Below are 23,793 nucleotides of genomic sequence, written 5' to 3' on the forward strand. Positions count from 1 at the left end.
CATGCCAAGCCACAAGCCCCCATTTGCCCGGCAGAGCCCGCCCCAGCGCATGCCAAAAGGCTGGCGGCAGGGTGGGCTCTTGATCGTGGCCAGTCTGTTGAGCGCATGTGCCACCGGCCCCAGGTTCTCGGCTGTGGAGCCACCTCCGGACAGCCATGCGCTCGTCTACATCTACCGCGAGCACGGCGTCTTTGGGCTTGCCATGCGACCCGACATCTGGGTCGATGGCCAGCAGGTCGGCGATTTGCCGGCGGGCGGCTATCTACGGGTGGAAGTGCCGCTGGCAAGCGGCCCGCGCCGGGTCTTTGTAGGCGGCCGCCGCTGCAGCCCGCTGCGCTCAAGGGCCGAGGCTCCGGGCGCGATCCACCTGACGCCAGGCAGCACCTTTTATGTGCAGCTCGACATCGAGACCGGCAGCCAGGCCCAGGGTGAGCGCTATGTCTGGAACAACAGCTGCCGCTTGCAAGTGGCCGAGCCCGGCAAAGCCCTTGCCGCCTTGGCCAAGCTCAAGCTGGCCTCCTGAAAAAGAAAACAAGGTTCGAACTCTTTCTTTCCTTCTCATCATGCCCATCCGCATGGCCACCTTGGCCGACATTCCCCAGCTCGTTGAAGGCGGCCGGCGCATGCATGCGCTGACTCGCTTCAAGCACTTTGACTACAACGCCGAGCGTGTGGCCAAAGCCTTTGAGTCCCTGATCACCCAAGGCCAGCACAAATACGTGTTCATGGTCGCCGAAGGCGCCGAGCAGCGCGTTGTTGGGGCGCTGATTGGAGTGCTGGAGCAACACATCTTCAGCGAGCAACTCACGGCCAGCATCATGCATTTCGATGTATTGCCGGAGGCGAGGATGGGGGGGTATGGGGTGAGGTTGCTCAAGGCCTTTGAGCGCTGGGCGGAAAACCGGCATGTGGTTGAAATCTGCTTTGGAGTGAACAGCGAAACTGCCAGTATTGATGTTGGTTGTTTTGCTGGGCGCCTTGGTTACTCGAGGGTTGGCGTGAATTACATAAGACGTTCAAAGCAAAACAGCGAAAAGATGGGGGTATAGATGAGCAATCATCCTGTTGGTAAATTATTTTGCCTCTTGGTTTTTTGTTTTGCCTTGCTTGCGGGTTGCTCAACAGCGCCCAGGATGGTCGACCATTCATTTAAATTCGATACAGTGGATGATAGCCCCGGATTTCATGTACTGGACTATCGATATGGAACGTCTGGAACAACTGGAACTTCGATGCCAGACTGGGTCAAGCGGACAAAGGGTTACTCCCAATCCACAAGCACACACGGCGGGATGCCTTTGGGTGAAACACTCTATGTAAAGTGGATTTCACTAGAAACGGGGCGCGTATGGGAAGAAACGGTTAGTTTGAAAGGGCGTCTGCCTCAAGAGATGACGGGTCGGATACTCTATTTTGTGGTTGGTGAAGCCACCTTGCATGTATATGTGGTCGAAAGACAATTGAGGTCGGCTGATGAGCCATCAATTGGGCCGCAGAAATATAATAGTTATAAAGTCACTGCGATTTACTCGGTAAAAAAATAGGAGGGATTTATGGCCGAAATTGGAAAACTGACCGCGGCAGATGTTAATCGAAATCAGTCTGAGGTCTTGCGGCTTGCAGCTGTTAATCCGACCATCAGGCCCGGGTAATTTGTGTATTTTGCCGCGTTTGATGGAACAAATAATAACAAGAGTGATGTTGGCCTGTCGGGCAATAAATTGTCTACAAATGTTGCCCAGCTGTTCGAGCAAGCGAATGAAGCAAGTGGTCGTGACTTCAAGTCTGGGTATTTCAAGGGGCCAGGTACTGGCGGAGATGATGGAGACTTTGCTGCTAGGTCATTTAACCCTACGCCATATGTTGTTAAATCTGCTGAGCGTGCGTTCAGAGAATTTTCCGATGAAGCGAGCAAATGGCATAAGGAAAATCCTGGAGGAGAGATATCTGTTGCAATCACTGGTTTTAGCCGAGGCGCTGGAACCAGCATCGTTTTCGCCCAATTGCTGAACGAGCGCGGCTTGGTGGCGGCCGATGGGACCGTGCTGATAAAGCCCGGCCAAGTGCCTGTTTCAGCCATGTTGCTGATGGACCCAGTCTTCAGTGGCATTGAGCGGGATTTGTCGATTCCGGGCAACGTGGTCGGAAATATCGCTGTGGCAGGAGCTTTGGATGAGTTCCGCTATGCGTTTAAAGCAGCTGATTTTGGCGCCGATTCACGAGCGCAAATTTATAAATTCATTGGAAATCACTGCGATATTGGTGGTGGGTATGATTTAGGGATTGGTGCCCAGCTACTTGAAGGCTACACCAAGTTTTTTGAGAATTCTGGTGTCCCAATTTCTGCCGTGCCTGCCGAAAGAAAGTTTGATACCTCGGTTTTGCCTTCCCTCCATAGTGAAGGCGTCGACGAAAAGGGTCGGGTGCTGTGGAGTGAATATGGCCAGCGTGGGGGGCGTCTAACGACGGAAATCCCGGCTCCCGCTTTAGGTGAAGCAGGAAGAGTGGTTAAATCCGAGCGCACTGACAATAGTATTTCGAATCCGAATGATCCTACCATTCTGGTTACGACTACTTTTGGGGATGGTCATACCGAACAGCAATTGCTGAATGCGCGTGGCGAGGTGGTGTTGACCACTGGAGCGCTGAGAACACTGACTCGCGATGAGGCGACGGGCGTGTATACGGTGACCAATAGCGCCGATCAGGGAAGTCTGAGCTATAACCCTGGCACTGGCGAGTGGACTCGCAAAGCGCCGGGTAAAGCGTCAGTTGTTTTCGACTCTAATGGCACACTGAAAAGCATCGATGAAGCAGGTAGTGCCGGCGATGCAATTCTCGTTGATGGCAAGGCTTACTGGGAGGATGCTTCCGGCTCTTTGTATCGCAAGGTCAACGCATCATGGATTGAGTCCAGAGATGCGAATGGCAATTCTGCTGGCTTGTTTAATACGGGGCTAGATGGAAGTCTAGATTTGAAGGCGACGTATCAGGCTGGCGAATACCTAAACGGGCGGATGGTCACACAGCTCAGGGATCAGGAGGGGCGGCCTGCTGGCACCTATACCCGACAAGTCTTTGATGATGGGTCTTCGATTGATGAAGCCTTAATGAATGCCGGTCAGGCGCTGCGAATTACACAGGACTCCAGTGGCCGACTTTTTGAAGTGGCTCGCACCAACGTCAATGCTAATGGTACGCAGACAACAACTGTTACCGATTCGCATAACCGTGTGAAGTCAGTTTCTGACAGAACCAAGTTCGATGACGGGAGTTCTCTAACAACGACCGTTCGATCTGATGGTGTGCGGACGACTATCACAAGAGATACTGACGATAAAGTATTTCGGACAACCGTTACTCAGCCGGAGCAGAATGGTATAACGGTTAGTGAAACCTTTGATGGCGGAAGCCAACTCCTCGAAAGAAAGTACGTTGAGAAGTCCTCATACAAGATAGTTACAAAAGTCGTGAAGGCTGACGGCACGGAGTCAATACTCACAACGGATCTGGATGGCAAACCCATTGGGCCTGTTGTAGAAACGCTCAGCTACTTAGACACTTTCGCTGGCGCCATCAACGACACCACCGCCTTGATCAATGCCATCAAGTCCGGCAAACCTCTGCCGACGCTGGTGTCAGGCCTGAAGCTTGCCAATGACATCACACGTCTGAATGGCCAAAACATACCGAACCTGAGTAATGCTGCAACCATTGGTTCTGCAGCGCTCAGTATCTACAGCCTCAGCCAGGCGCTGAAGAGCGGTGACGGCCTGGCCGTGATCAGCAGCGCGGCTCAGACACTCGCGGCGGTGGGCGAAGCCGCGAAAGCACTCAATGGCTCCAGCGCCCTTGCGGATTTCTTCGCCAAAGGCGGCAGCGGCGCCAATGTTTTGCCAGCGTTGAGCCTTATCGTGTCCATCAAGAATGGTGACCCCGTGGGCGTCGTGGGCAGCATTGCATCCATGGCCGGCGTGCCCGGCGTGGGCTGGGCCATTGCGGTCTACCAGCTGGCCAAATCCCTCAAATCCCCGCCCGAGGCTTGGGGCCATGCAGAGTTCAAGTTCGACAGCCAAGGCAGGCTAGCCTTGACGGTTGAAGGTGAAAGCCTGGGGACCAGTCGTGTGCAGGGCTTGATGGAGGGCAATGGCAAACCGCCGACCGACCCGGACTACAACGGTGGCCTCAAAGGCTATCTGGAAGGTTTGATCGCGCAAGCGCAGGCGGCCCACCCGCAAGAGCCGCTGGGCATCATTGCCCAGCGCATGCCGGGCTTGTACTGGCGCGAGGCGCGCCAAGGCGACCCTGGCTATGCAGTGGTGGATGTCGACCCCTTGACGGGCCAGCCCAAGCTGCCCAATTTGCGTTACGACGACGACCTCAAGCCCTTCAATGCCACGGGCAGCTCGCAAGAGGAGCGCTACACCTTGCTGGAGCGCTTGGTGACCTCGGCGATTGCACGCGACGCCATTGCGCCCATGTGGGAGGTGCGCACCGCCCAGATGCAGCAGCAGGCCGGTGACCCGCTTGCGGGCCTGACCGAGGTGATGCGCGCGGGCCGCCGCAACTACCTGGCGCCACTGGACGCTGCGGGCAAGCCGATCAGCGGCGGCAAGTTCCGCCCGGTCGCGCTGGATCTGAATGGCGACGGGCAGGTGACCGTGACCGCGCGTGCGGGCAGCAGCCGGCTGTTCAACTGGGATGACAGCGGTTTTGACAAATCGGTGGGCTGGGTGGGTTCCACCGAGGGCTTGCTGTTCCTGGACCGTAACCCGAACGGGCAGGTGGACGGCGGCGCCGAACTGTTCAGCAATTCGCGCGTGATCGACGCGGCCAAGGGCTTGCGTGCGCTCGATGCCGTGGATGCCAATGGCGACAACCTGATCAACTCCAGCGACCCGGTGTTCGAAGAGTTGCGCATCTGGCAGGACTTGAACGGTGACGGCCGCAGCAGCTCCAACGAGTTGAAGAAGCTGGCCGAACTGGGCATCACCGAGCTGGACTACAAGAGCAGCCGCTTCACTCGCAATGGCCAGATCTACTCCATGGAGAGCCCGGATCTTGAAGCCAGCGATGAGGGCTACCGAAGCAGCGTGACGCCGGAAGGCATCAAGGTGCAGCTGTCCGACGGCACGGTCAAGATCTATGCCTCGCGTGTGGATGACAAGAGCCTGTATGCGGGCGTGGCCAGCATTGACGCGGCCGAGGCGGTGGAGGGCAGTCCTCTGGACTTTGCCGTGCGGCTGAGCACGCCGAGCGCTGGCATCACCACGGTGCAAGTCGGCCTGAGTGCCGGCAGCGCGACGGCGGGCGAGGATTTCGCAACGCAGATGCAGGTGTCTTTCGATGGCGGGCGGAGCTTTGAGCCGGTGGTGAACGGCATCGTGCGCGTGCCTGCCCATGTGCCGCTGTTCACGCTGCGTGTGCCGACGGTTCAGGACACCTACTCAGAGGGGCAAGAAACCCTGACTTTGCAGGCCACCACCACGGCCAATCTGGTGCCGGCGGTGGCTGTGGGCACGATTCGCAATGTGGATGTCGCTCGACCTGCGGTCTCTGTGAACGCACCGGTGAGTGTGAGTGAGACAGATGGATTTGCCACGATCGAGTTCACGCTCAGCAGCGCGGCGCCGAACTCGGTGACCATGAACTGGCAGACTGCCGACGCTGGCGCGACGGCTGGCTCGGATTACGCGGGTGTGAGCGGGGGGCAGATCATCTTCGCCGCCGGTGAGACCCGCAAGACGGTTCGCATTCCCATCTTCAACGACAACGAGGTGGAGTCTCCCGAGGCGTTCAAGGTTTTGATCACCTCAGCGATTGGCGCGGACCTGGGCGTGAGCCAGAGGTCGATTTCCATCATCAGCGAAGACACGCCGCCGGTGGTGCTCAAGGTTGGCAGTATTTATGCCAGCGCCGATGCCAACGAAGGCGACCCGGTGACCTTCAATGTGGGGCTGAACATCCCCGTCGGCGCAGCCGCGGGTGCGGCCGTGCCATTGCGCTTGCGCACCGGCGCAGAAGGGGGCAACCAGGGCTTGTGGGCTTCTGCACCGGTCAAGGTGTCTTTCAATGGTGGCAGCACTTGGACGGCGATGAGCACCGATGGCTATGGTGACCTGAACCTGGTCGTGCCTCAAGGCGTACAGAATTTTCAAGTGGTGGTGCAAACGGAGTACGACACCGTTCGCAACCAGAATCGCACAGCCAGCTTGTCTGCTGCGGACCAGTCCATCTCGGGGACCGCAGTGATTCGAGATCGCGGTACCTCTGATGTGTACTTCGCCAGCGATGTGGCATCCGCAGCCGAGGCAGCCGGTGGCCGAGTCTTCTACACACTGAAGCTTGATTACGCGCGCAGCACGCCGGTGACTGTGGGCGTTGCTGCCGATCCGAGCAGCACGGCTCTGGCGGGCCAGGACTTCATCATCCGCACCCCGTCGGTGACGTTTGCGCCTGGGCAGACGACGCAGCAGGTCGAGGTGGAAATCCTGAAGGATGCACTCGTCGAAGGTGACGAGAGCTTCAAGCTGCTGCTGCAAAGCCCAACAGGCGCAACGCTTCCCGCCGGGGGAAGCAGCACGGCAGGCACCCTGATCAGTGATTCCCCGGTGCCGGACGCAGCGCTCAGCATCGCAAGCGTCAGCGCGCGATCGGCCCCGGAGGGCAGCTATGTCGGGTTCACGGTCAACCTGAGCACTGCGGTTGCTGCTGACGCTGGGGCGACTGTTGATTTGGAGTTGTTGAACGGCAGCGCCGTCGCGGGCCAGGATTTCGTGAATGACATCTTGGTCTCCATCAACGGTGGAGCCTTCACTTCTGTCGGGTCCAGCGTATGGGTGCCAAAGGGCGCCAGCAGCTTTGAGGTTCGCGTGGTGGCCCAGTCGGACTTGGCCAATGAGCCTGATGAGAACTTCAGTCTCCGGGCCAAGGTGGGATCGTCGTCATGGCGCAGCGGCCTTGCCACGATTTACAACGTGGCTCCGCCTCAGCTGAACATTCAGGCGGATGCGGCCTCTGTCAGCGAGGGCCAGCGCACGATTGGCTACACAGTGACCCTGTCTGCTGCGTCGGCGGGGCCGGTGTCAGTGAGCTACTCGGCCCAGGGGCTGACTGCTACGGCGGGTAGTGATTTCTCTCTGCTGCCGCAAACCGATGGAAGCTTCAACCTCGCATTTGCGCCGGGCGAAACCAGCAAGCGCTTTGAGGTGCAAGTGCTGGATGACAGCACCTATGAAGGCAACGAGACCTTCAATGTGCAGCTGGGTGCGGTGGCGGGTCTGGCTGTGCTGGGGAATGCGGCCAGCGTCACGACGCGTATTGATGAGAACGATGCAGCACCACCGCCCGCATTCAGCGTGGTCAACGACGCCCTGAGCTCGGCGCGAGAGGATGATCCGATCTCCTTCAGTCTTGCCGACCTGCTGCGCAACGACAGCTTTGGCGGTGTCGCCGGCAATGATGCGGCGTCAGGCCTGAACATTACTGCCTTCTCAGCGGGCACTGGGGTGCAGTCCATTCAGCGCAACGGCGACAACTTCGAGCTGCGCTTTGTGCCCAACTTCAATGGCACCGCGGAATTCAGCTACACGGTGCAAGCTCGTGATGGCCGCACGGCGGCTGGGCGGGCGACCTTGGAGGTCTCTCCGGTGGCCGATGCGCCGGTGGTGAGGTTTGTTGCGGATCAAAAGCCGATCTATGGTTACGGCCCAAGCGTTGTTCGCACGAGTTACAGGGGTGATGAAACCGTAACCATCACAATGGGTGCGGGTTTGGCGCAATACGAACCATATCAGACCGTTGCGAGTCCCTTGAGGCTGTCATATCGGGACAGTGAATATTGGGGCACAGAATTTGTCGAGTACGACATTCCGTATAGCTACTTCCTACAAGAGCTCGCGTCTCAGCGCTACTCTGATGGTGAGTACCCTGAGTACATCGTGGTAAATACCAGCGACGGACGAACTGTCAAGTTGGCGTCGTTTTCTCAGCCAGTAAGCAAGAACGCAATTATTGGTTGGGAAACCAGTAATGACGGGCATATTGAAGTTGCTGACATCGACGATCCAAGCGGGCAGTCGACCTACGTGATCACGAGTATGTCGTCCGACGAGACTTACGGTGGGCGGGTAGACTCATTTTCAGGCAATGGTTTCCAGTTTACGGGGCGTCGTTATGTAGATCGTGGCCCTGATGGACGCTATAAAGGTAACAACTATTTCACAGACGAGCACGGTCGCTATGAATCCTCGCGGACGACCTTGGTGCATGGTACGCTGAGGAACTCGTCGGGCAAGGAAATCCCTTTCAGCTTTGATGTGCCAGTTTTTGGCCCTGCGCCTGAGCCCAATATTCACAACGGCTCGAAAAAGCCGATTGCGATTGATTTGAACGGCGATGGTTTTCACTTCACCGATATCGATGACAGCAATGTCTTCTTTGATGTGAATGGCGACGGCTGGCGCCGCAAGATCGCTTGGAACAACCCGCAAGACGGCTTCATCGTGCTCGACAAGAACAGTGATGGAAAGATCACTGACTTTGACGAGCTTTCCTTTGTTCCGCACAAACCCGACGGCCAGTCTGACCTTGAAGGCCTGAAGGCCTTCGATACCAACAAAGACGGTGTGTTCTCGGCGGCTGACAAAGACTGGGGCAAGTTCGGCGTTTGGCGTGATGCCAACAGCAACGGGGTGACCGATGCGGGTGAACTGCTGACCTTGGACAGCCTGGGCATCCAACGCATCGAGTTGAGCACGGATGGCAAGCTGCAAGTGATCAATGGCCAGTCGGTCACGGGCCAAGGGCGAGCTGTCAAGGGCGATGGCGGGGCCTATGCCCTGGCCGACGTAACGCTGAAGTACCGTGACGTGACCGTGGTGACGCCGCCAAATGGTGGGCCCAGCTATGTGACGGCGATTCCGAAGTACCAGCCCGGCCAGAAATTCGAAGGCACCAGCGGCAAAGACTTGATTCTGGGCGCAGCAGGCTCGGATGAGTTCATCGCCGGAGACGGCAATGATGTGATCCACGACGACGGCGGCAACGATCATGTTCGGGCTGGGGCTGGCGACGATGTCATTTTTACGGGCATGGACAACGACGTGATCGAGGCGGGCCTTGGCAACGACCAGGTGTTTGCGGGCGTCGGCGATGACTTGGTGTTCGGCGAGGAGGGCGATGACCTTTTGATGCTCGAAGGGGGCAACGACATTGCTTTCGGCGGCGCGGGTCAGGACTCCATGTCCGGCGGCAATGGCAACGACGCTTTGTCTGGCGATGACGGTGACGACAAGCTGTTCGGCGAGGCTGGTTGGGACGCCTTGCTGGGCCAAGATGGCGATGACGAGCTCCGCGGCATGGAGGGCAACGACTACCTGGATGGTGGGGCCGGCAACGACCTGCTGCTGGGCGGCGCAGGCGACGACAAGATGGATGGCGGCGCCGGAGATGACACTTATGAAGTCGACAGCGCTGGGGATCAGGTGGTCGAGGCTGCCAATGCCGGTATTGACACGGTTCTGGCCTCAATCAGTTACGACCTCGCGCGGGCCGAGAACGTCGAGAACATCACGCTGACTGGGACCGCAGACCTCGGCGCAACCGGCAACGCTGGCAGCAACAAGCTTGTCGGCAACACCGGCAAGAACCTGCTCCAAGGCGGAGCTGGAAATGATGTGCTCGATGGCGGCGCTGGAGCCGACACCATGGTGGGCGGCCAGGGCGATGACACCTACTACGTGGACAACGCACAGGATGTGGCGACCGAGTTGGCGGGTGAGGGCCTGGACCTCGTCATCAGCCGGATTGACTATGTTGCGGCCGACCACCTTGAAAACGTGACCTTGGCAGGCATTGCTGCCACCGCAGCCACTGGCAATGCGCTGGCAAATGTCTTGACCGGGAACGATCAGGACAATGTGCTTGACGGCAAGGCGGGTGCCGACTCGATGATCGGTAGCAGGGGCAATGACCGTTATGTGGTTGACAATGCTGGCGATCAGGTGATTGAAGCCGCTGGCGAGGGCTATGACACGATCGTTTCCAGCTTGCAGGCGACCGTCCTGTCGGCAAACGTTGAAGCGCTGGAGCTGACAGGCTCAGCCACCCAAGGTGTTGGTAACGCGCTCGACAACTACATCGTAGGCACGGCGGGTGACAACCTGTTGCAAGGCCTGGAAGGCAACGACACGCTGTCTGGCGGGCAAGGGAGCGACCGCTTGGAGGGTGGCACGGGTGACGACCGACTCGACGGCGGCGAAGGCAATGATCACCTTGATGGAGGTGATGGCAACGACCTGCTGGTCGGGGGCGCCGGTGGCGACATCATGCGTGGCGGCTCCGGGGACGACCAGTACTTTGTAGAGTCAAGCGGTGACCAGGTCCAGGAAACGGCCGGCGGTGGGGTGGACTCCGTCAACGTGACGGGATTGGACAGCTACACCCTCACTGACGAGGTGGAAAACTTGACCCTGGGTGCTGGAGCCCGCAAGGGCCGGGGCAATGCCTTGGCCAATGTGATCCGCGCCTCGACCGGGACGAATGTGATCGAGGGCCTGGCTGGCGACGACACCATCACGGATGCCGGTGGCAGTGATGTGATCGATGGCGGAGACGGCGACGATGTCATCACGGATATCGGAGCGGGCACCAATGAGCTGCGCGGCGGTGCAGGAAAGGACTCCATCACGGTAGATGCCACGGCGACCAACTCCATCTTTGGCGATGCAGGAGACGACTCGATTCTGGTGAGTGTTGCAGCGGGTTCGAATGCAAGTCTGGGCATCAATGTCATCGATGGTGGAGCTGGCAATGACTCCATTCGCACAGCGGCTGGCGCAGATACCGTGCGCTTCGGATTTGGCGATGGCAGTGACGTCTGGACCGATGACGCAACTGCCGGCGCCGTCAATGGCATTGCTGGTGCCGATACGCTTGCCTTCAAAAATGGCGTGACATTGGAGAACCTCCTGGTCGAAAGGGTCGGCTCCGATTTGAAGATTCGTCTTGTGACGGGTGCAGCCAACGGGACTGACCACTTGCTCATCAAAGACTGGTTCACGTCGAACGCTCATCGTATGGAGCGCGTGATGTTCTCGGACGGATCCTCGATCACGCCAGAGTTCCTGGAACGCCTCCGCCATGCATTGCGCGGCACAGACGGTAACGATGTGCTCACCGGTACCTCGCAGGACGATGTCATCTTCGGGCTTGGCGGCAACGACACGATTTCCGGCTTGGAAGGAAACGATTTGCTGTTCGGCGGCGGCGGCGACGATACCTTTTTGCTTCAGTACGGCACCACAAACAGCGACCTGGATCAGTTCGACGGCGGCAGTGGTGTCAACACGGTCCAAGGCGTTGACGGTGCGGTGGTGCTGAACGTGCTGAGTGGCCTGAGCAACTTGAAGAACATTCAAGTGCTGGACGGCGGCACGGGCAATGTGCTGGGCAAGGTGATCCAGGGCACGACCGGGAACGATGTGCTCGACTTCTCGACGCTGACGGTGAAGAACTTCACCGTCAATGCGGGAGCGGGCAACGACGTGGTGACGGGCACGAGCAGCAACGACATCCTTGCCGGCGGCGAAGGCAGTGACTCCCTGATCGGCGGCGACGGTGACGACACCTTCTTGCTGCAGTACGGACCTGTGAACAGCGATCTGGATCAGTTCGACGGCGGCAGTGGTGTCAATACGGTCCAGGGCGTTGATGGCGCGGTGGTGCTGAACGTGCTGAGTGGCCTGAGCAACTTGAAGAACATTCAAGTGCTGGACGGCGGCACGGGCAATGTGCTGGGCAAGGTGATCCAGGGCACGACCGGGAACGATGTGCTCGACTTCTCGACGCTGACGGTGAAGAACTTCACCGTCAATGCGGGAGCGGGCAACGACGTGGTGACGGGCACGAGCAGCAACGACATCCTTGCCGGAGGCGAAGGCAGCGACACCCTGATCGGGGGCGACGGTGACGACACCTTCTTGCTGCAGTACGGACCTGTGAACAGCGATCTGGATCAGTTCGACGGCGGCAGTGGTGTCAACACGGTTCAGGGCGTTGATGGAGCGGTGGTGCTGAACGTGCTGAGTGGCCTGAGCAACTTGAAGAACATTCAAGTGCTGGACGGCGGCACGGGCAATGTGCTGGGCAAGGTGATCCAAGGCACGGCCGGCAACGACGTGCTCGACTTCTCGAAGTTGACGGTGAAGAACTTCACCGTCAATGCCGGAGCGGGCAACGACGTGGTGACGGGCACGAGCAGCAACGACATCCTTGCTGGAGGCGAAGGCAGCGACACCCTGATCGGGGGCGACGGTGACGACACCTTCTTGCTGCAGTACGGACCCGTGAACAGCGATCTGGATCAGTTCGACGGCGGCAGTGGTGTCAACACGGTTCAGGGCGTTGATGGAGCGGTGGTGCTGAACGTGCTGAGTGGCCTGAGCAACTTGAAGAACATTCAAGTGCTGGACGGCGGCACGGGCAATGTGCTGGGCAAGGTGATCCAAGGCACGGCCGGCAACGACGTGCTCGACTTCTCGAAGTTGACGGTGAGGAACTTCACCATCAACGCCGGAACTGGCAATGACTCGGTCTGGGGTACCAGCGGCAACGACATCATCATGGGTGGTGAAGGCAACGACACCATCGTTGGAGGTGAGGGCGACGACGTGCTCAACGGAGGGGCAGGGGATGACACCTTTGTCTTGCCCTACGGTCAGTTGAACAGTGGCTTGGACCAGTACGACGGTGGAAGCGGTGTCAACACAATTCAGGGGGGCGATGGCTACACGACCTTGAATGTGGTGAGCGGCTTGAGCAACCTGAAGAACATTCAAGTGCTGGACGGAGGTACAGGCAGCATCCACGGCAAGCAGATCCTGGCCACAGCGGGCAACGATGTGCTGGACTTCTCAGGCTTGACGGTGAAGAACTTCACCATCAATGCGGGAGCCGGGAACGATACGGTCACGGGTACAAGTGGCAACGACACCATCGTTGGCGGTGAAGGCGACGACGTGCTCAACGGTGGGGCAGGGGATGACACCTTTGTCTTGCCATACGGTCAGTTGAACAGCGGCCTGGACCAGTACGACGGTGGAAGCGGCGTCAACACGATTCAGGGGGTCGATGGCTACACGACCTTGAATGTGGTGAGCGGCTTGAGCAACCTGAAGAACATTCAAGTGCTGGACGGAGGTACAGGCAGCATCCACGGCAAGCAGATCCTGGCCACAGCGGGCAACGATGTGCTGGACTTCTCGGGCTTGACGGTGAAGAACTTCACCATCAATGCCGGCACCGGGAATGACACGGTCGTGGGTACAAGTGGCAACGACACCATCGTTGGCGGTGAAGGCGACGACGTGCTCAACGGTGGGGCAGGGGATGACACCTTTGTCTTGCCATACGGTGAGTTGAACAGCGGCCTGGACCAGTACGACGGTGGAAGCGGTGTCAACACGATCCAGGGGGGAGGTGGCTACACGACCTTGAATGTGGTGAGCGGCTTGAGCAACCTGAAGAACATTCAAGTGCTGGACGGAGGTACAGGCAGCATCCACGGCAAGCAGATCCTGGCCACAGCGGGCAACGATGTGCTGGACTTCTCGGGCTTGACGGTGAAGAACTTCACCATCAATGCGGGAGCCGGGAATGACACGGTCGCGGGTACAAGTGGCAACGACACCATCGTTGGCGGTGAAGGCGACGACGTGCTCAACGGTGGGGCAGGGGATGACACCTTTGTCTTGCCATACGGTGAGTTGAACAGCGGCCTGGACCAGTACGACGGTGGAAGCGGTGTCAACACGATCCAGGGGGGAGGTGGCTACACGACCTTGAACGTGGTGAGCGGCTTGAACAACCTGAAGAACATTCAAGTGCTGGACGGCGGCACGGGCAATGTGCTGGGCAAGGTGATCCAGGGCACGACCGGGAACGATGTGCTCGACTTCTCGACGCTGACGGTGAAGAACTTCACCGTCAATGCGGGAGCGGGCAACGACGTGGTGACGGGCACGAGCAGCAACGACATCCTTGCCGGAGGCGAAGGCAGCGACACCCTGAGCGGAGGCGACGGTGACGACACCTTTTTGCTGCAGTACGGTCCTGTGAACAGCGACCTGGATCAGTTCGACGGCGGCAGTGGTGTCAACACGGTCCAGGGTGTTGACGGTGCGGTGGTGCTGAACGTTCTGAGTGGCCTGAGCAACTTAAAGAACATTCAAGTGCTGGACGGCGGCACGGGCAATGTGATGGGCAAGGTGATCCAGGGCACGGCCGGCAATGACGTCCTCGACTTCTCGAAGCTGACGGTGAAGAACTTCACCGTCAATGCGGGAGCGGGTAACGACGTGGTGACGGGCACGAGTGGCAACGACATCATTTTTGGCGGCCAAGGCAACGACCAACTGATGGGGGGCGTTGGAAACGACACCTACCTGTATGAGCGTGGAGATGGGGTCGACACCATCACCGATTTCACTGGTGTGAACCAGATCGAGTTCGGATACGGCATACGTCTCGATGATGTGAAACTCGCGTTGACCTCCACAAGTTTGTCGATCAGCCTCCTTAGCAACGGCGTGACCAACGAAGTCATCAAAGTCATGCGAGCGCAAGATGGGCAGTTAGGGGTGACTTCAGTGCGTGTAGACGGAAACGTCTATGACGTTTCTCTGTCGAATGGCGCAACCTTGACATTGCGGCAGTCATCGTCACCTCAGTCTGCCCAAAATTTCCTGGCACCGCCGAGTCAGGTTAAAGCGGCTTTTGTTCGAGGCGCCGAAGCCGACGGTGGCTCGGCCGTTCTTGACCGTTGGTCCGTAATGCAAGCGAGTCTTGTTGCAATGCCTAGCGGCTATGGAAGCTCTGTTCCAGAGCTGATTCGGACCGATTCAAACGAAGCAGTGAATGTAGTACTGGCTACCGCCTCGACGGGTATGCGTCGTGAGAATGGCCGCATTGGAATTGCATGATGCAGGAGGGAAACAAGATGGAAGAACATGAACTGCTTCAGGCCAAGGAAGAACTGGCCAAGTTGCCACTACTCGGCCCCGTGATGTGGCTGCTGAGTCGCGATGCTTCAACTCGCGACGCTCGGGTCGCTGAACTGGACTGGCGTTTTATGCCTCCGCTGATTCTGGATCAGCTGCAGATCGTGACTCGCTTCGATGTGCCTTGGGGCTTTTCGACCTGGGCCTATGTGTCTGAAGAGGTTCATCAGCGCCTTTGCGGGCCTGACGGACAGCTTTCGCCGCACGAATGGCACAGCGGCAGCATCCCTTGGTTGATTGAAGCTTGTGCGCCATTTGGCGGCTGGGAAGAGGTGGCGCAGTCAGCCGTCAACGCCATGAATGTGCTAGGGCCTGCGCACGTCTGGGTGAAGACTCCGGAGGGCTTGGAACTCAGAACTATCAGTCCCAATGTTCAACGGTAAGTTAAGCCAAGAACGGCAAACGCGTTTCTCTGCAGAAGCGATCGATTTCGCACCGGATCTTCTAGCCATTCAAGAACGCCCACCTGAGAGGCTCCCCAGAGCCATCTTGCTATCAGTACTGCTACTTTTGGCTTGCCTGATTCTGTGGGCGATCCTTGCGCAACGCGACTTGGTTGTCGCGGCTGAAGGCAGGCTGATTCCTCAAACTTTCTCTAAAGCTGTTCAGACGCCGGAAGGTGGGGTCGTGGCAGAGATTTTGGTGAAAGAAGGTGAACATGTCGCTGCGGGTCAGGTGGTCGCACGCATAGATGCGCGGTTGGCGGAGGCTGACCAGCGCTCATTGCGGAATGAGGTCGATACATGGCGACTGACTCTGCAATTCATCGAAGCTGAACTTGTAGGCAAGCAACCGATATTGGCCGCAAACGAGCGGTCAGAGATTGTGGCCGCTGTGCGCTCGCGTATGGAAGCCCGCCGCCGCGCCATGTTGGATGCGGTCGCTCAAGAGAATGCCTCAGTGCAAAGGGCAAATGCGGACGAAGCAACAGCAAAACAAGCGCTTCAGAAGACCCAGCAATTGCTGCCTTCCTTTCAGCAATCGGCCGAAGCTTATGAAAAGCTGCGCAAGGAGGGCTTCGTGGGAGATCTCGCTGCAGCTGAGAAGCGACGAGAAGCGTCCGAGCGTGAGCAGGAGCTGAAAGTTCAGGCTGCTGCAGTGGAGAGCCAAAAGGTTGCCGTGCAGCAGGCGCGAGCAAAGCTTGCGTCTATTCAGTCCGACTATCGGAGTCAAATCGAGAATGAAAGGGCCGAAGTCCTTCAGCAGCTTCGTCGCGGGCAAGAGGAATTGGCAAAGCTGGGCGTAAAGACCACGCTCATGGAACTAAAAGCCCCTCAAGCAGGTGTCATCAAGGATGTAGAGGTCATTGCCAAGGGCGCTGTTTTGGCCGCGGGCGCCACGGTGTTGACCGTCGTTCCTATCCATGAGTCGTTGCGCGGGGAAGTTTTGCTCAAGAACGAAGACGTTGGCTTTGTCGTTCCTGGTCAGAAGGTTCAAGTGAAGGTTGCGGCCTATCCGTTTCAGCGCTACGGTCTTTTGACCGGCTCCGTGGAGTTGGTCGGCGCCGATTCAACGGATCCACGCCAGACACCGCCTGGCCAGCCTCCAAATTTGAGCTACCGAGCAACGGTCTTGCTAGATGCCCCTATGAATCGCCCCGGGTTTTCTAGACACCTCTGAGCCTCAGACCTGAGGCCCAATTGGAGGTGCCATGAGTAAACAGAGATACCCCGAACAATTCAAGACCGAAGCGGTCAAGCAGATCACGGAGCGTGGGCACAAGGTGGCCGACGTATCAGCCAGGCTTGGCGTGAGCCAGCACAGCCTGTACGAGTGGATCAAGGCGCGCCGAACGCCCCCTGGGGAGCGCCAGGCCCAGCTGTCGCAGACCGACGAACTGCGTCGCTTGAAGTCCGAGCTCAAGCGCGTGACCGAGGAGCGCGACATCCTAAAAAAGGCCGCAGCGTACTTTGCCAAGCAGTCCGGGTGAAGTACGCGTTCATCGAGCGCCACGAGCATGAGCACAGCGTGCGGCGCATGTGCAAGGTCATGAAGGTACATCCCAGCGGCTACTACGCCTGGAAGGCCGAGCCCGCGAGCCCTCGCGCCAAGGACGATCAGCGGTTGCTGGGCCTGCTCAAGCACGCCTGGCTGGAGAGCGGCGGCGTGTACGGCTACCGCAAGCTCACGCTGGACATGCGCGACCTGGGCGAGAGCTGCGGCAAGCATCGTGTGGCCCGATTGCTCAAGCGCGAAGGGCTGCGCTCGCAGACTGGCTACCGTCGCCGCCCCGGCATGCGCGGCGGCACGCCTGCTGTCGTGGCGCCCAACCACCTGCAACGCCAGTTCACCGTGGCCGAGCCCAACCAATCCTGGGTGACCGACATCACGTACATCCGCACCCATGAGGGTTGGCTGTACTTGGCTGTGGTGGTCGATCTGTTCTCGCGTCAGGTGGTCGGATGGTCAATGGGCAGCCGCATCGATACCAGCCTGGTGCTTGACGCGCTGATGATGGCCTTGTGGCGCCGTCAGCCTAAGAAGCCGGTCACGGTGCATTCGGACCAGGGCAGCCAATTCACCGGTCACGAATGGCAAGACTTCCTGCGCGACCACAACCTGGTCAGCAGCATGAGCCGTCGAGGCAACTGCCATGACAATGCCGTGGCCGAGAGCTTCTTCCAACTGCTCAAGCGCGAGCGCATCCGCCGCCAGACCTACCCTACCCGCGATGACGCGAGAGCCGATGTCTTTAATTACATCGAGATGTTTTACAACCCAAAGCGCCGTCACGGCACTGCCGGTGATACTTCGCCGGCGGAGTTCGAGAGACGCCATTCCCAACGGCTCAAAAGTGTCTAGGGAATCCGGGGCGATTCACTAAGCTCAAGAATCAGGAGGGGAAGGACCTGCTGCTTACCCCGGGTATGGGTATCGTTGCCGAGATCAACCTGGGTAAGCAGTCAGTGCTGTCATATTTGATCTCTCCCGTTCGCAAGGTCGCGGCTGAGGCGGCCAGAGAGCGATAGCAGCAAAGGCAGTTTGGCGTACTGCCAATTGACTCGAGCAGCAGGCCACATTTCAATCCCTGGGGCTATTTAGATTTGTTGCCGCAAAGCGATACAGTGATTTTTGAAGTAACTCACTTCCCTTCGAGAGCGTAAGCTAGCCATTGGTGCGTGCTGCAGCGAAATGTTCAATTCCCCCCGGCCCACCATTTAACGATTTCAGGACGTCCAAGACGGGCCCGAAAAATCCAAAAGGCCTAAGTGAATCAAGCACTTAGGCCTTTTTATTTGTCCATCGTAGTGCATGAACTTCCGGGGCTGACTGGGCAGAATTTGCAGTAGCTGGTGCAGTAGCCCCGCAATCCGGCCCATTGAGGCCTGAAAGCTACTGCGTGGCAAGCCACCTGGTGCCCTGCGACACCACCACCACCAAAGCCATCAGCGGCGGTGATGCGTGAGCGCCTCAACGATGGTGGCGGCTGGTATTTGTTGCTGGTCGTCAAAGGTGGGGTGTCCTTGTCCACCAGTCAAAGCAAGAGGATGGCAACACCGATGTACACGCCGCCGTAGGCAGCTTAGACGCGGCCGGCCGACGTCGGATGCAGAGAGAGCAACCACGCAAACAGCGCCAGGCTGAGGGCGGCTGGCACAGGCGGCTAGGCGGACTTGCCCTGCTTGGTCCAGAGGCACGGCAAGTAGCAGCCGACGATTTCCGCCATTGCCGTCGCTGCGATCAATCCAAATGTCTTGATGAACTCCATGGGAGCACTGTCTCCTGCCGCCCCCGACGTAAACGTCCGGCATTGCATCTTGACCGAAAGCCACTGGCAAAGGCCTCATGCCTAAACGCTGACCACTGGCAGTCGACTGCGAGGCATTCGCACAGGGAGCCCGAGCGGGGCAGCAGCCTGATTCATCACTCCGACAGAGGCTCTCAATACGTCAGCATTCGATGCACCGAACGCTTGGCGGAAGCTGGCGTCGAACCGGCCGTTGGCAGCAAGGGTGACGGCTACGAAAACGCTCTGGCTGAAACGATCAACGGGCTCTACAGGGCCGAGTTGATCCCCCGTTGCGCCCCTGGAAGACGAAGGAAGCTGTGGAGCTGGCCGCGCTGGAATGGGTAGCCTGGTTCAACAACCATCGGCTGCTCGAACCCATCGGCTGCATACCGCCTGCAGAGGCTGAGGCAAATTGCTACCGGCAACTCTCACCAGTCAAACCGTCGCGGTGGCGGCCCGTCTTAAACCAAATGGCCTCCACGAATCTGAACTGACCCCCAGGGCGATTCAACCTGGGTTTCATGAGCGTTGGCGGGAAGAGTTCAAGCGACCCCGTCCCAATGTTTGGCTCGCTGGTTTTCGCGAGCATCCAAAAAAGCCCAAGTTACGTGACGCCTTGGGCTTTCTATTTTTCGCATTGATGGCAGCAACCTTCTTCTGCTGACTTGCTCGTGCTCGCTAAAGCAGCATCTCTTGTTCTGGCAGGTGGCGTCGCTCTGTTATGGCACTTTTCACTCTTTGGTCTTCAAGGGCGCTGGAGTCGGCTTTTGGTGGGGTGCAAGGGAATCGTTCGATCAGATGCTGCCGGTGGCTGAACTCGTCTCAGCCTTTCCGTCTCAAGCCTGTGGTAGCGTGTTGCGCTTTGATGGGCCTGTAGCCCAGGGGTTCGGCTGTGGAACTGAGGTTGCTGAGCCTTCGCGATTGCTGCTTGTAGTGCTTCCTGGATAGAAAAAGAGATTGCTTGTGAAAAACAACTTTGCAAAGTCTGTGATTGGGTCCGTGGTGCTGGCTGCTTTGATGGCGGGATGTACCAGTGAAACACCTGAAAAGCTGGTGGGGTCAGCCAAAAGCTATCTTGAAAAGAATGATCGCAAGGCGGCTTTGATTCAATTGAAGACGGCAATTCAAAAAAATGGCAATTTGTCAGAGGCCCGTTTTTTGCTGGCCAAGACTTTGTCTGAAATGGGTGACCAAGACGGCGCTTTGATTGAATTGGGCAAGGCCGGAGAACTGGGCTACCCAGACGAAGAGGTTCAGCCGCTGGAAGCAAGGGTTTTGATTCTGCAAGGTGACATGGAACGTGTGTTGAGTCGCTTTGCAGCGGTGACTTTTAAGTCGCCGGACGCTCAAGCCGACTTGCAGACATCTGTGGCGGTGGCTTACTCCGCGCAGGGGAAGCTGCCCGAGGCGAGAAAGACCGTGGAGCAAGCGCTGGGCGCAGCTCCCAAGTACGTCAGGGCTCGTTTGGTGGAGTCTCGGCTGAAAGCAGCCGAAGGCCTTTTCGACAAAGCTTTCGCACAGGTCGAAGCATTGGCCAACGAGGAGCCCAAGCGCAGTGATGTTGCTTTGCTCTTGGGGGAGTTTCTCGAGTTCAAAGGCGAGTCGGCAGCTGCGGTCAGCGCCTACAAAAAGGCAGTGGAACTGGACTCGATGAACTATGTGGCCCAGAGTCGCGCCATCGCAGCTCTGATTCACCAGCAAGACTACAAGTCCGCACAAACGATCTGGGACTCCATGCAGTCCAAGATTCCTAACAACCTGAATACTGCCTATTTTGGGGTTCTGCTTGCCTTTGAACGTGGTGATATGAAGTTGGCGGAAGATCGGCTGCAGCCTTTGCTTAAGCGAGCTGCGGACAGTGGGAAGGTTCTCTATTTGGCGGGTGCCATCAGCTTTCAAAAGGGAGCAATGACCCAGGCGGAGACCTATCTGGGCAAGGCCATGGCGACAGACTTGGGCGAATCTTCGCCTGGCGTGCGAGCACTGCTTGCGCGTGTGTTGATTCGAATCGGCAATCCAAACAAGGCCTGGACCCTGGTGAAACCCTTTCTGGAGCGGCCGCCTGTCGACCCGGAGATCGTGACTGTCGGTGCTGAAGCCAGCCTCAAGTTGGGCGAGTTTGGCCGGGCTGAAGCGCTGTTCAAGCAGGTCATGCAATTGAATCCTAAAGATTCCCGCGCTCGCACCTATCTTGCCGTCGACAAGCTCAACAAAGGCGAGGTGGAGTTGGGTATTCAAGAACTGCGGGCTATTTCGGAAAAAGAGAATTCCGTCACCTCCGATTTGGCGCTGATCAGCTCTTTGATGGGCAAGAAGGACTACCAGCGGGCGCTTGAAGCGGTTGCAGTGCTGGAAAAGAAGGAGCCGCAACGTCCCGATGCTGCGAACTTGCGCGGTCAAATCGAGGTCCAAAAGGGCAGCGCGGACAAGGCTCGTATGGCGTTTGAGTCCGCGCTCAAGATTGACTCACAGTCTTTCCCTGCGGCGCGTGGCTTGGCTGATCTCGACCTGAAAGAACGAAAATTTGATGCGGCCACTGCTCGCTTTGATCGTATGGCTGTGGAGAACCCCAAGAACCTTCAGGCTCGCATGGCGGCCATTGGCTTGCGGGCGCAACGTGGGGCGCCGCTCGCCGAGTTGGCTGGCCTCCTAGAAGAAACGGTGAAGGCTCTTCCAGGAGAGATTTCGCCACGTGAGCATTTGTCAGGCGTCTATCTGGATCAAAACAATGTCAAGAAGGCACTGACATTGGCTCAGGACACCGTCACGCAGTTTCCGGGTCGCCCAGAGGCCTTGCGAATTCTGGGTACGGTTCAGATGGCGGGGCGTGATTTCAACCAAGCAGAAGCCAGTTTCGGCAAATGGTCGGCTTTGCAGGCGAATTCGCCTGTACCCCTGATGGCGTTGGGGCGCTTGTATGTGGCAAAGGGCGAGCCTGCTCAGGCGATCTCAGTTCTGAAGAAGGCTTTGCTGGTGCAGCCTCAAATGCAGGACGCTCAGGCGGCCATGGCCTCAGTCTTGGTGGGTTCGGGGCGTGCGGAAGAGGCTGAGAAATTCTGTTTGCAAGTCCAACGCGAACAGCCCAAAGACTATTTTGGTTACGCTTTGGCCGGGGATGTCGCATCTTTCCAAAAGGCATGGCCTTCGGCGGCGCGCTGGTACAGGCAGGCCTTGAATGTCGACTTCCGACGCAGCGAAGTCGCGATGAAGCTCCACAAAGCCTTGCTCAACGGCAAGGATTTGGATGCGGCTGACAAATTCGCTCAGGAGCGTAGCAAGGCTTATGGCACAGATGCCTTGTTCTTGTTTTATCTTGGGGACGTAGAACTTGCTCGTTCCCGGCCCGAGCAGGCAGAGCGTTGGTATACCCAAGTGCTCAAAGTACAGCCCGAAAATGTGGCCGCCTTGAATAACCTTGCCACGCTAGCGCTCAAGCGCAAGGATGCCAAAGCACGAGAGTATGCGGAAAAGGCGCTGGCATTGCAGCCTTACAGTCCTGGCGTCATGGACACCGTTGCTGAGGTCTATGCAGCCGCTGGAGAGTATTCCAAAGCTGTAGAACTTCAGCAGAAGGCTGTAGCAATGGTGCCCGGTAGTTCGGAGTTTCGCTTGAACTTAGCGCGGCACCTGCTTGCCGCAGGGCAGAAGGACCAGTCACAAACGCAACTGAAGAAGTTGGCCGCAGATGACCCGGCGTTTGCGAGTGGTGCTGAGTTCAAAGCTGTCCAGTCAAAACTGTGAATATGCCTTGTCGAAATTCTTTACAGGCTCGAGCGTGGTGGCGACCATTTGATTGGCTTTGGTGTCTAAGCTGTTGTTTTTGAATGAATTTTTCCTTCTGGCACGATGTGTGCATTTCGTTAGCCAGGGAGCGATTCCCACCAATCTCAGGAGAAATACCATGAAAGCAACGAAGAAGTTTCTGTCCGGTTTGAGCCTGCTGGCTTTGCTGGGTTCGGCCAACGCTGCAACATTCAACACCCCCGACGGTGTTCTCAACAACTTTGGCGGCTTCGACTGGACTTCGTCCGCGTCGGTTCTGGTCAAGAGCTATGACACCCGTGCAGGTGTTCCCGGCAACTTTGTTGGCAAGCAAGACGTCATCGACGTGTACTACAACTCGTTTGCATCGACCATCATTGACGCCAACGGCGGCATTTTCACGACGCCCAATTTGGTCAAGGGCACAGGCGGTGCGGGCTATGAAGTCACGGTCACTGCTCACTTCCAGGAACTGGTCACTTGCGTGGTTGCCGATTGCAGCTTCGTGACCATCACCCCGCTGACCGGCAGCTGGAATATCTTCCTGGATACATCCGCTGATGCTGATCTGTTGAGCCAGAGCGGTTTTGGTGATGGTGTGAGCATTCTGAGCGGTGTGTTCACCGGCGGTCAGACCGTGTTCACCCAGCAGGCTGCTGTCAATCCCGGTACCGGTACGACCTTGGCCAGCGTCCAGGGCAACACGACCACCACCAACAATGCCTACATCAACCCGAATCTGAATGGCACCACGGTGTCGTCCACTCTGTCCTTCGGCCCCAAGGGTGCAGCCAATGGCCCGAATGGCACTTGGGTTCAGCCGACCAGCTGGCAAGGTAGCGGCATCGGCGGCGGCGGCAATGGTGTGCCTGCCACTGGTGGTAACCAGCCCAACTTCGTGGGTCAGGCTGACGCCAGCCAGTCCTTCTTCTTCAGCGTGCCTGAGCCGACTTCCTTGGCTCTGACTGGCTTCGCTCTGCTGGGCTTGGGCCTGTCGGCTCGTCGCCGTAAGCAAGCCTAATGAATGGCGGGTGTTCAATCGGGGCCTTGGTGCTGCGATTGAACTGAGGGTTGAAAAGGGTGCTTCGGCACCCTTTTTCTTTGGTGATTCAGTTCGCGGATCTGCAAGTCCATCCCTCGATTGCGGGTGTCGGGTGGGTTTCCAAAGCTATCCCTAGTTCTTGGGGGTTCTGGATTTTTTGTCTGTAAGGTTTTGATACTCAAGGAATTTTTCTTTTTGGC

9 protein-coding genes and 3 pseudogenes are annotated in these 23,793 nt (G+C 57.9%); 11 read left to right on the forward strand and 1 reads right to left on the reverse strand.

Translation table 11 applies throughout. The features are described 5' to 3' along the window. The first annotated feature begins 49 nt into the window (after positions 1–49). From ACQY39_RS14585 to ACQY39_RS14620, 8 genes and pseudogenes are all read left to right on the forward strand, one after another. Complete coding sequence (locus ACQY39_RS14585) at positions 50–523, forward strand: DUF2846 domain-containing protein (protein ID WP_428507393.1); 474 nt, start codon at positions 50–52, stop codon at positions 521–523. Between the two features lie 40 nt (positions 524–563). Beyond that, positions 564–1,049 carry a GNAT family N-acetyltransferase gene (locus ACQY39_RS14590; RefSeq protein WP_428507395.1) on the forward strand — a complete coding sequence of 162 codons (486 nt, stop codon included), beginning with the start codon at positions 564–566 and terminating at the stop codon, positions 1,047–1,049. Continuing rightward, complete coding sequence (locus ACQY39_RS14595; protein ID WP_428507397.1) at positions 1,050–1,544, forward strand: hypothetical protein; 495 nt, start codon at positions 1,050–1,052, stop codon at positions 1,542–1,544. Between the two features lie 111 nt (positions 1,545–1,655). Beyond that, positions 1,656–14,981, forward strand: a complete 13,326-nt coding sequence (locus ACQY39_RS14600; RefSeq protein WP_428507399.1) for a Calx-beta domain-containing protein — start codon at positions 1,656–1,658, stop codon at positions 14,979–14,981. Between the two features lie 17 nt (positions 14,982–14,998). Beyond that, on the forward strand, positions 14,999–15,442 hold the full coding sequence (locus ACQY39_RS14605) for a toxin-activating lysine-acyltransferase (RefSeq protein ID WP_428507401.1): 444 nt from the start codon (positions 14,999–15,001) through the stop codon (positions 15,440–15,442). Next, positions 15,429–16,679: an HlyD family type I secretion periplasmic adaptor subunit gene (locus ACQY39_RS14610; RefSeq protein ID WP_428507403.1), complete on the forward strand. Its 1,251-nt coding sequence runs from the start codon at positions 15,429–15,431 to the stop codon at positions 16,677–16,679. The genes ACQY39_RS14605 and ACQY39_RS14610 overlap by 14 nt, the downstream gene beginning before the upstream one ends. A 31-nt stretch (positions 16,680–16,710) precedes the next feature. Continuing rightward, a pseudogene (locus tag ACQY39_RS14615) lies at positions 16,711–16,860 on the forward strand (transposase); the annotation flags it as partial. Continuing rightward, a complete protein-coding gene (locus ACQY39_RS14620) occupies positions 16,833–17,861 on the forward strand; it encodes an IS3 family transposase (protein ID WP_428507405.1) in 1,029 nt (342 codons plus the stop codon). The pseudogene ACQY39_RS14615 and the gene ACQY39_RS14620, both read left to right, overlap by 28 nt. A gap of 724 nt (positions 17,862–18,585) precedes the next feature. Here the strand turns inward: ACQY39_RS14620 and ACQY39_RS14625 are convergent. Next, a pseudogene (locus ACQY39_RS14625) lies at positions 18,586–18,768 on the reverse strand (YnfA family protein); the annotation flags it as partial. 123 nt (positions 18,769–18,891) lie between these two features. On the opposite strand from ACQY39_RS14625, the pseudogene ACQY39_RS14630 reads away from it, so the two are divergent. The 3 genes and pseudogenes from ACQY39_RS14630 to pepA form a co-directional block, all read left to right on the forward strand. Continuing rightward, a pseudogene (locus ACQY39_RS14630) lies at positions 18,892–19,217 on the forward strand (integrase core domain-containing protein); the annotation flags it as partial. A gap of 535 nt (positions 19,218–19,752) precedes the next feature. Beyond that, complete coding sequence (prsT, locus tag ACQY39_RS14635) at positions 19,753–22,530, forward strand: XrtA/PEP-CTERM system TPR-repeat protein PrsT (RefSeq protein ID WP_428507407.1); 2,778 nt, start codon at positions 19,753–19,755, stop codon at positions 22,528–22,530. 61 nt (positions 22,531–22,591) lie between these two features. Then, positions 22,592–23,572 carry a flocculation-associated PEP-CTERM protein PepA gene (pepA, locus tag ACQY39_RS14640; protein WP_428507409.1) on the forward strand — a complete coding sequence of 327 codons (981 nt, stop codon included), beginning with the start codon at positions 22,592–22,594 and terminating at the stop codon, positions 23,570–23,572. Positions 23,573–23,793 lie beyond the last annotated feature (221 nt).

The organism is Roseateles sp., from assembly GCF_965262435.1.
Taxonomy (GTDB): Bacteria; Pseudomonadota; Gammaproteobacteria; order Burkholderiales; family Burkholderiaceae_C; genus Paucibacter_A.

Excerpts from the sequence above, each read along its gene's own strand:
- ACQY39_RS14605 (WP_428507401.1), top strand. The coding sequence starts at position 14,999 with ATGGAAGAACATGAACTGCTTCAGGCCAAGGAAGAACTGGCCAAGTTG.
- ACQY39_RS14590 (WP_428507395.1), top strand. The coding sequence starts at position 564 with ATGCCCATCCGCATGGCCACCTTGGCCGACATTCCCCAGCTCGTTGAA.
- ACQY39_RS14595 (WP_428507397.1), top strand. The coding sequence starts at position 1,050 with ATGAGCAATCATCCTGTTGGTAAATTATTTTGCCTCTTGGTTTTTTGT.
- ACQY39_RS14585 (WP_428507393.1), top strand. The coding sequence starts at position 50 with ATGCCAAAAGGCTGGCGGCAGGGTGGGCTCTTGATCGTGGCCAGTCTG.
- ACQY39_RS14610 (WP_428507403.1), top strand. The coding sequence starts at position 15,429 with ATGTTCAACGGTAAGTTAAGCCAAGAACGGCAAACGCGTTTCTCTGCA.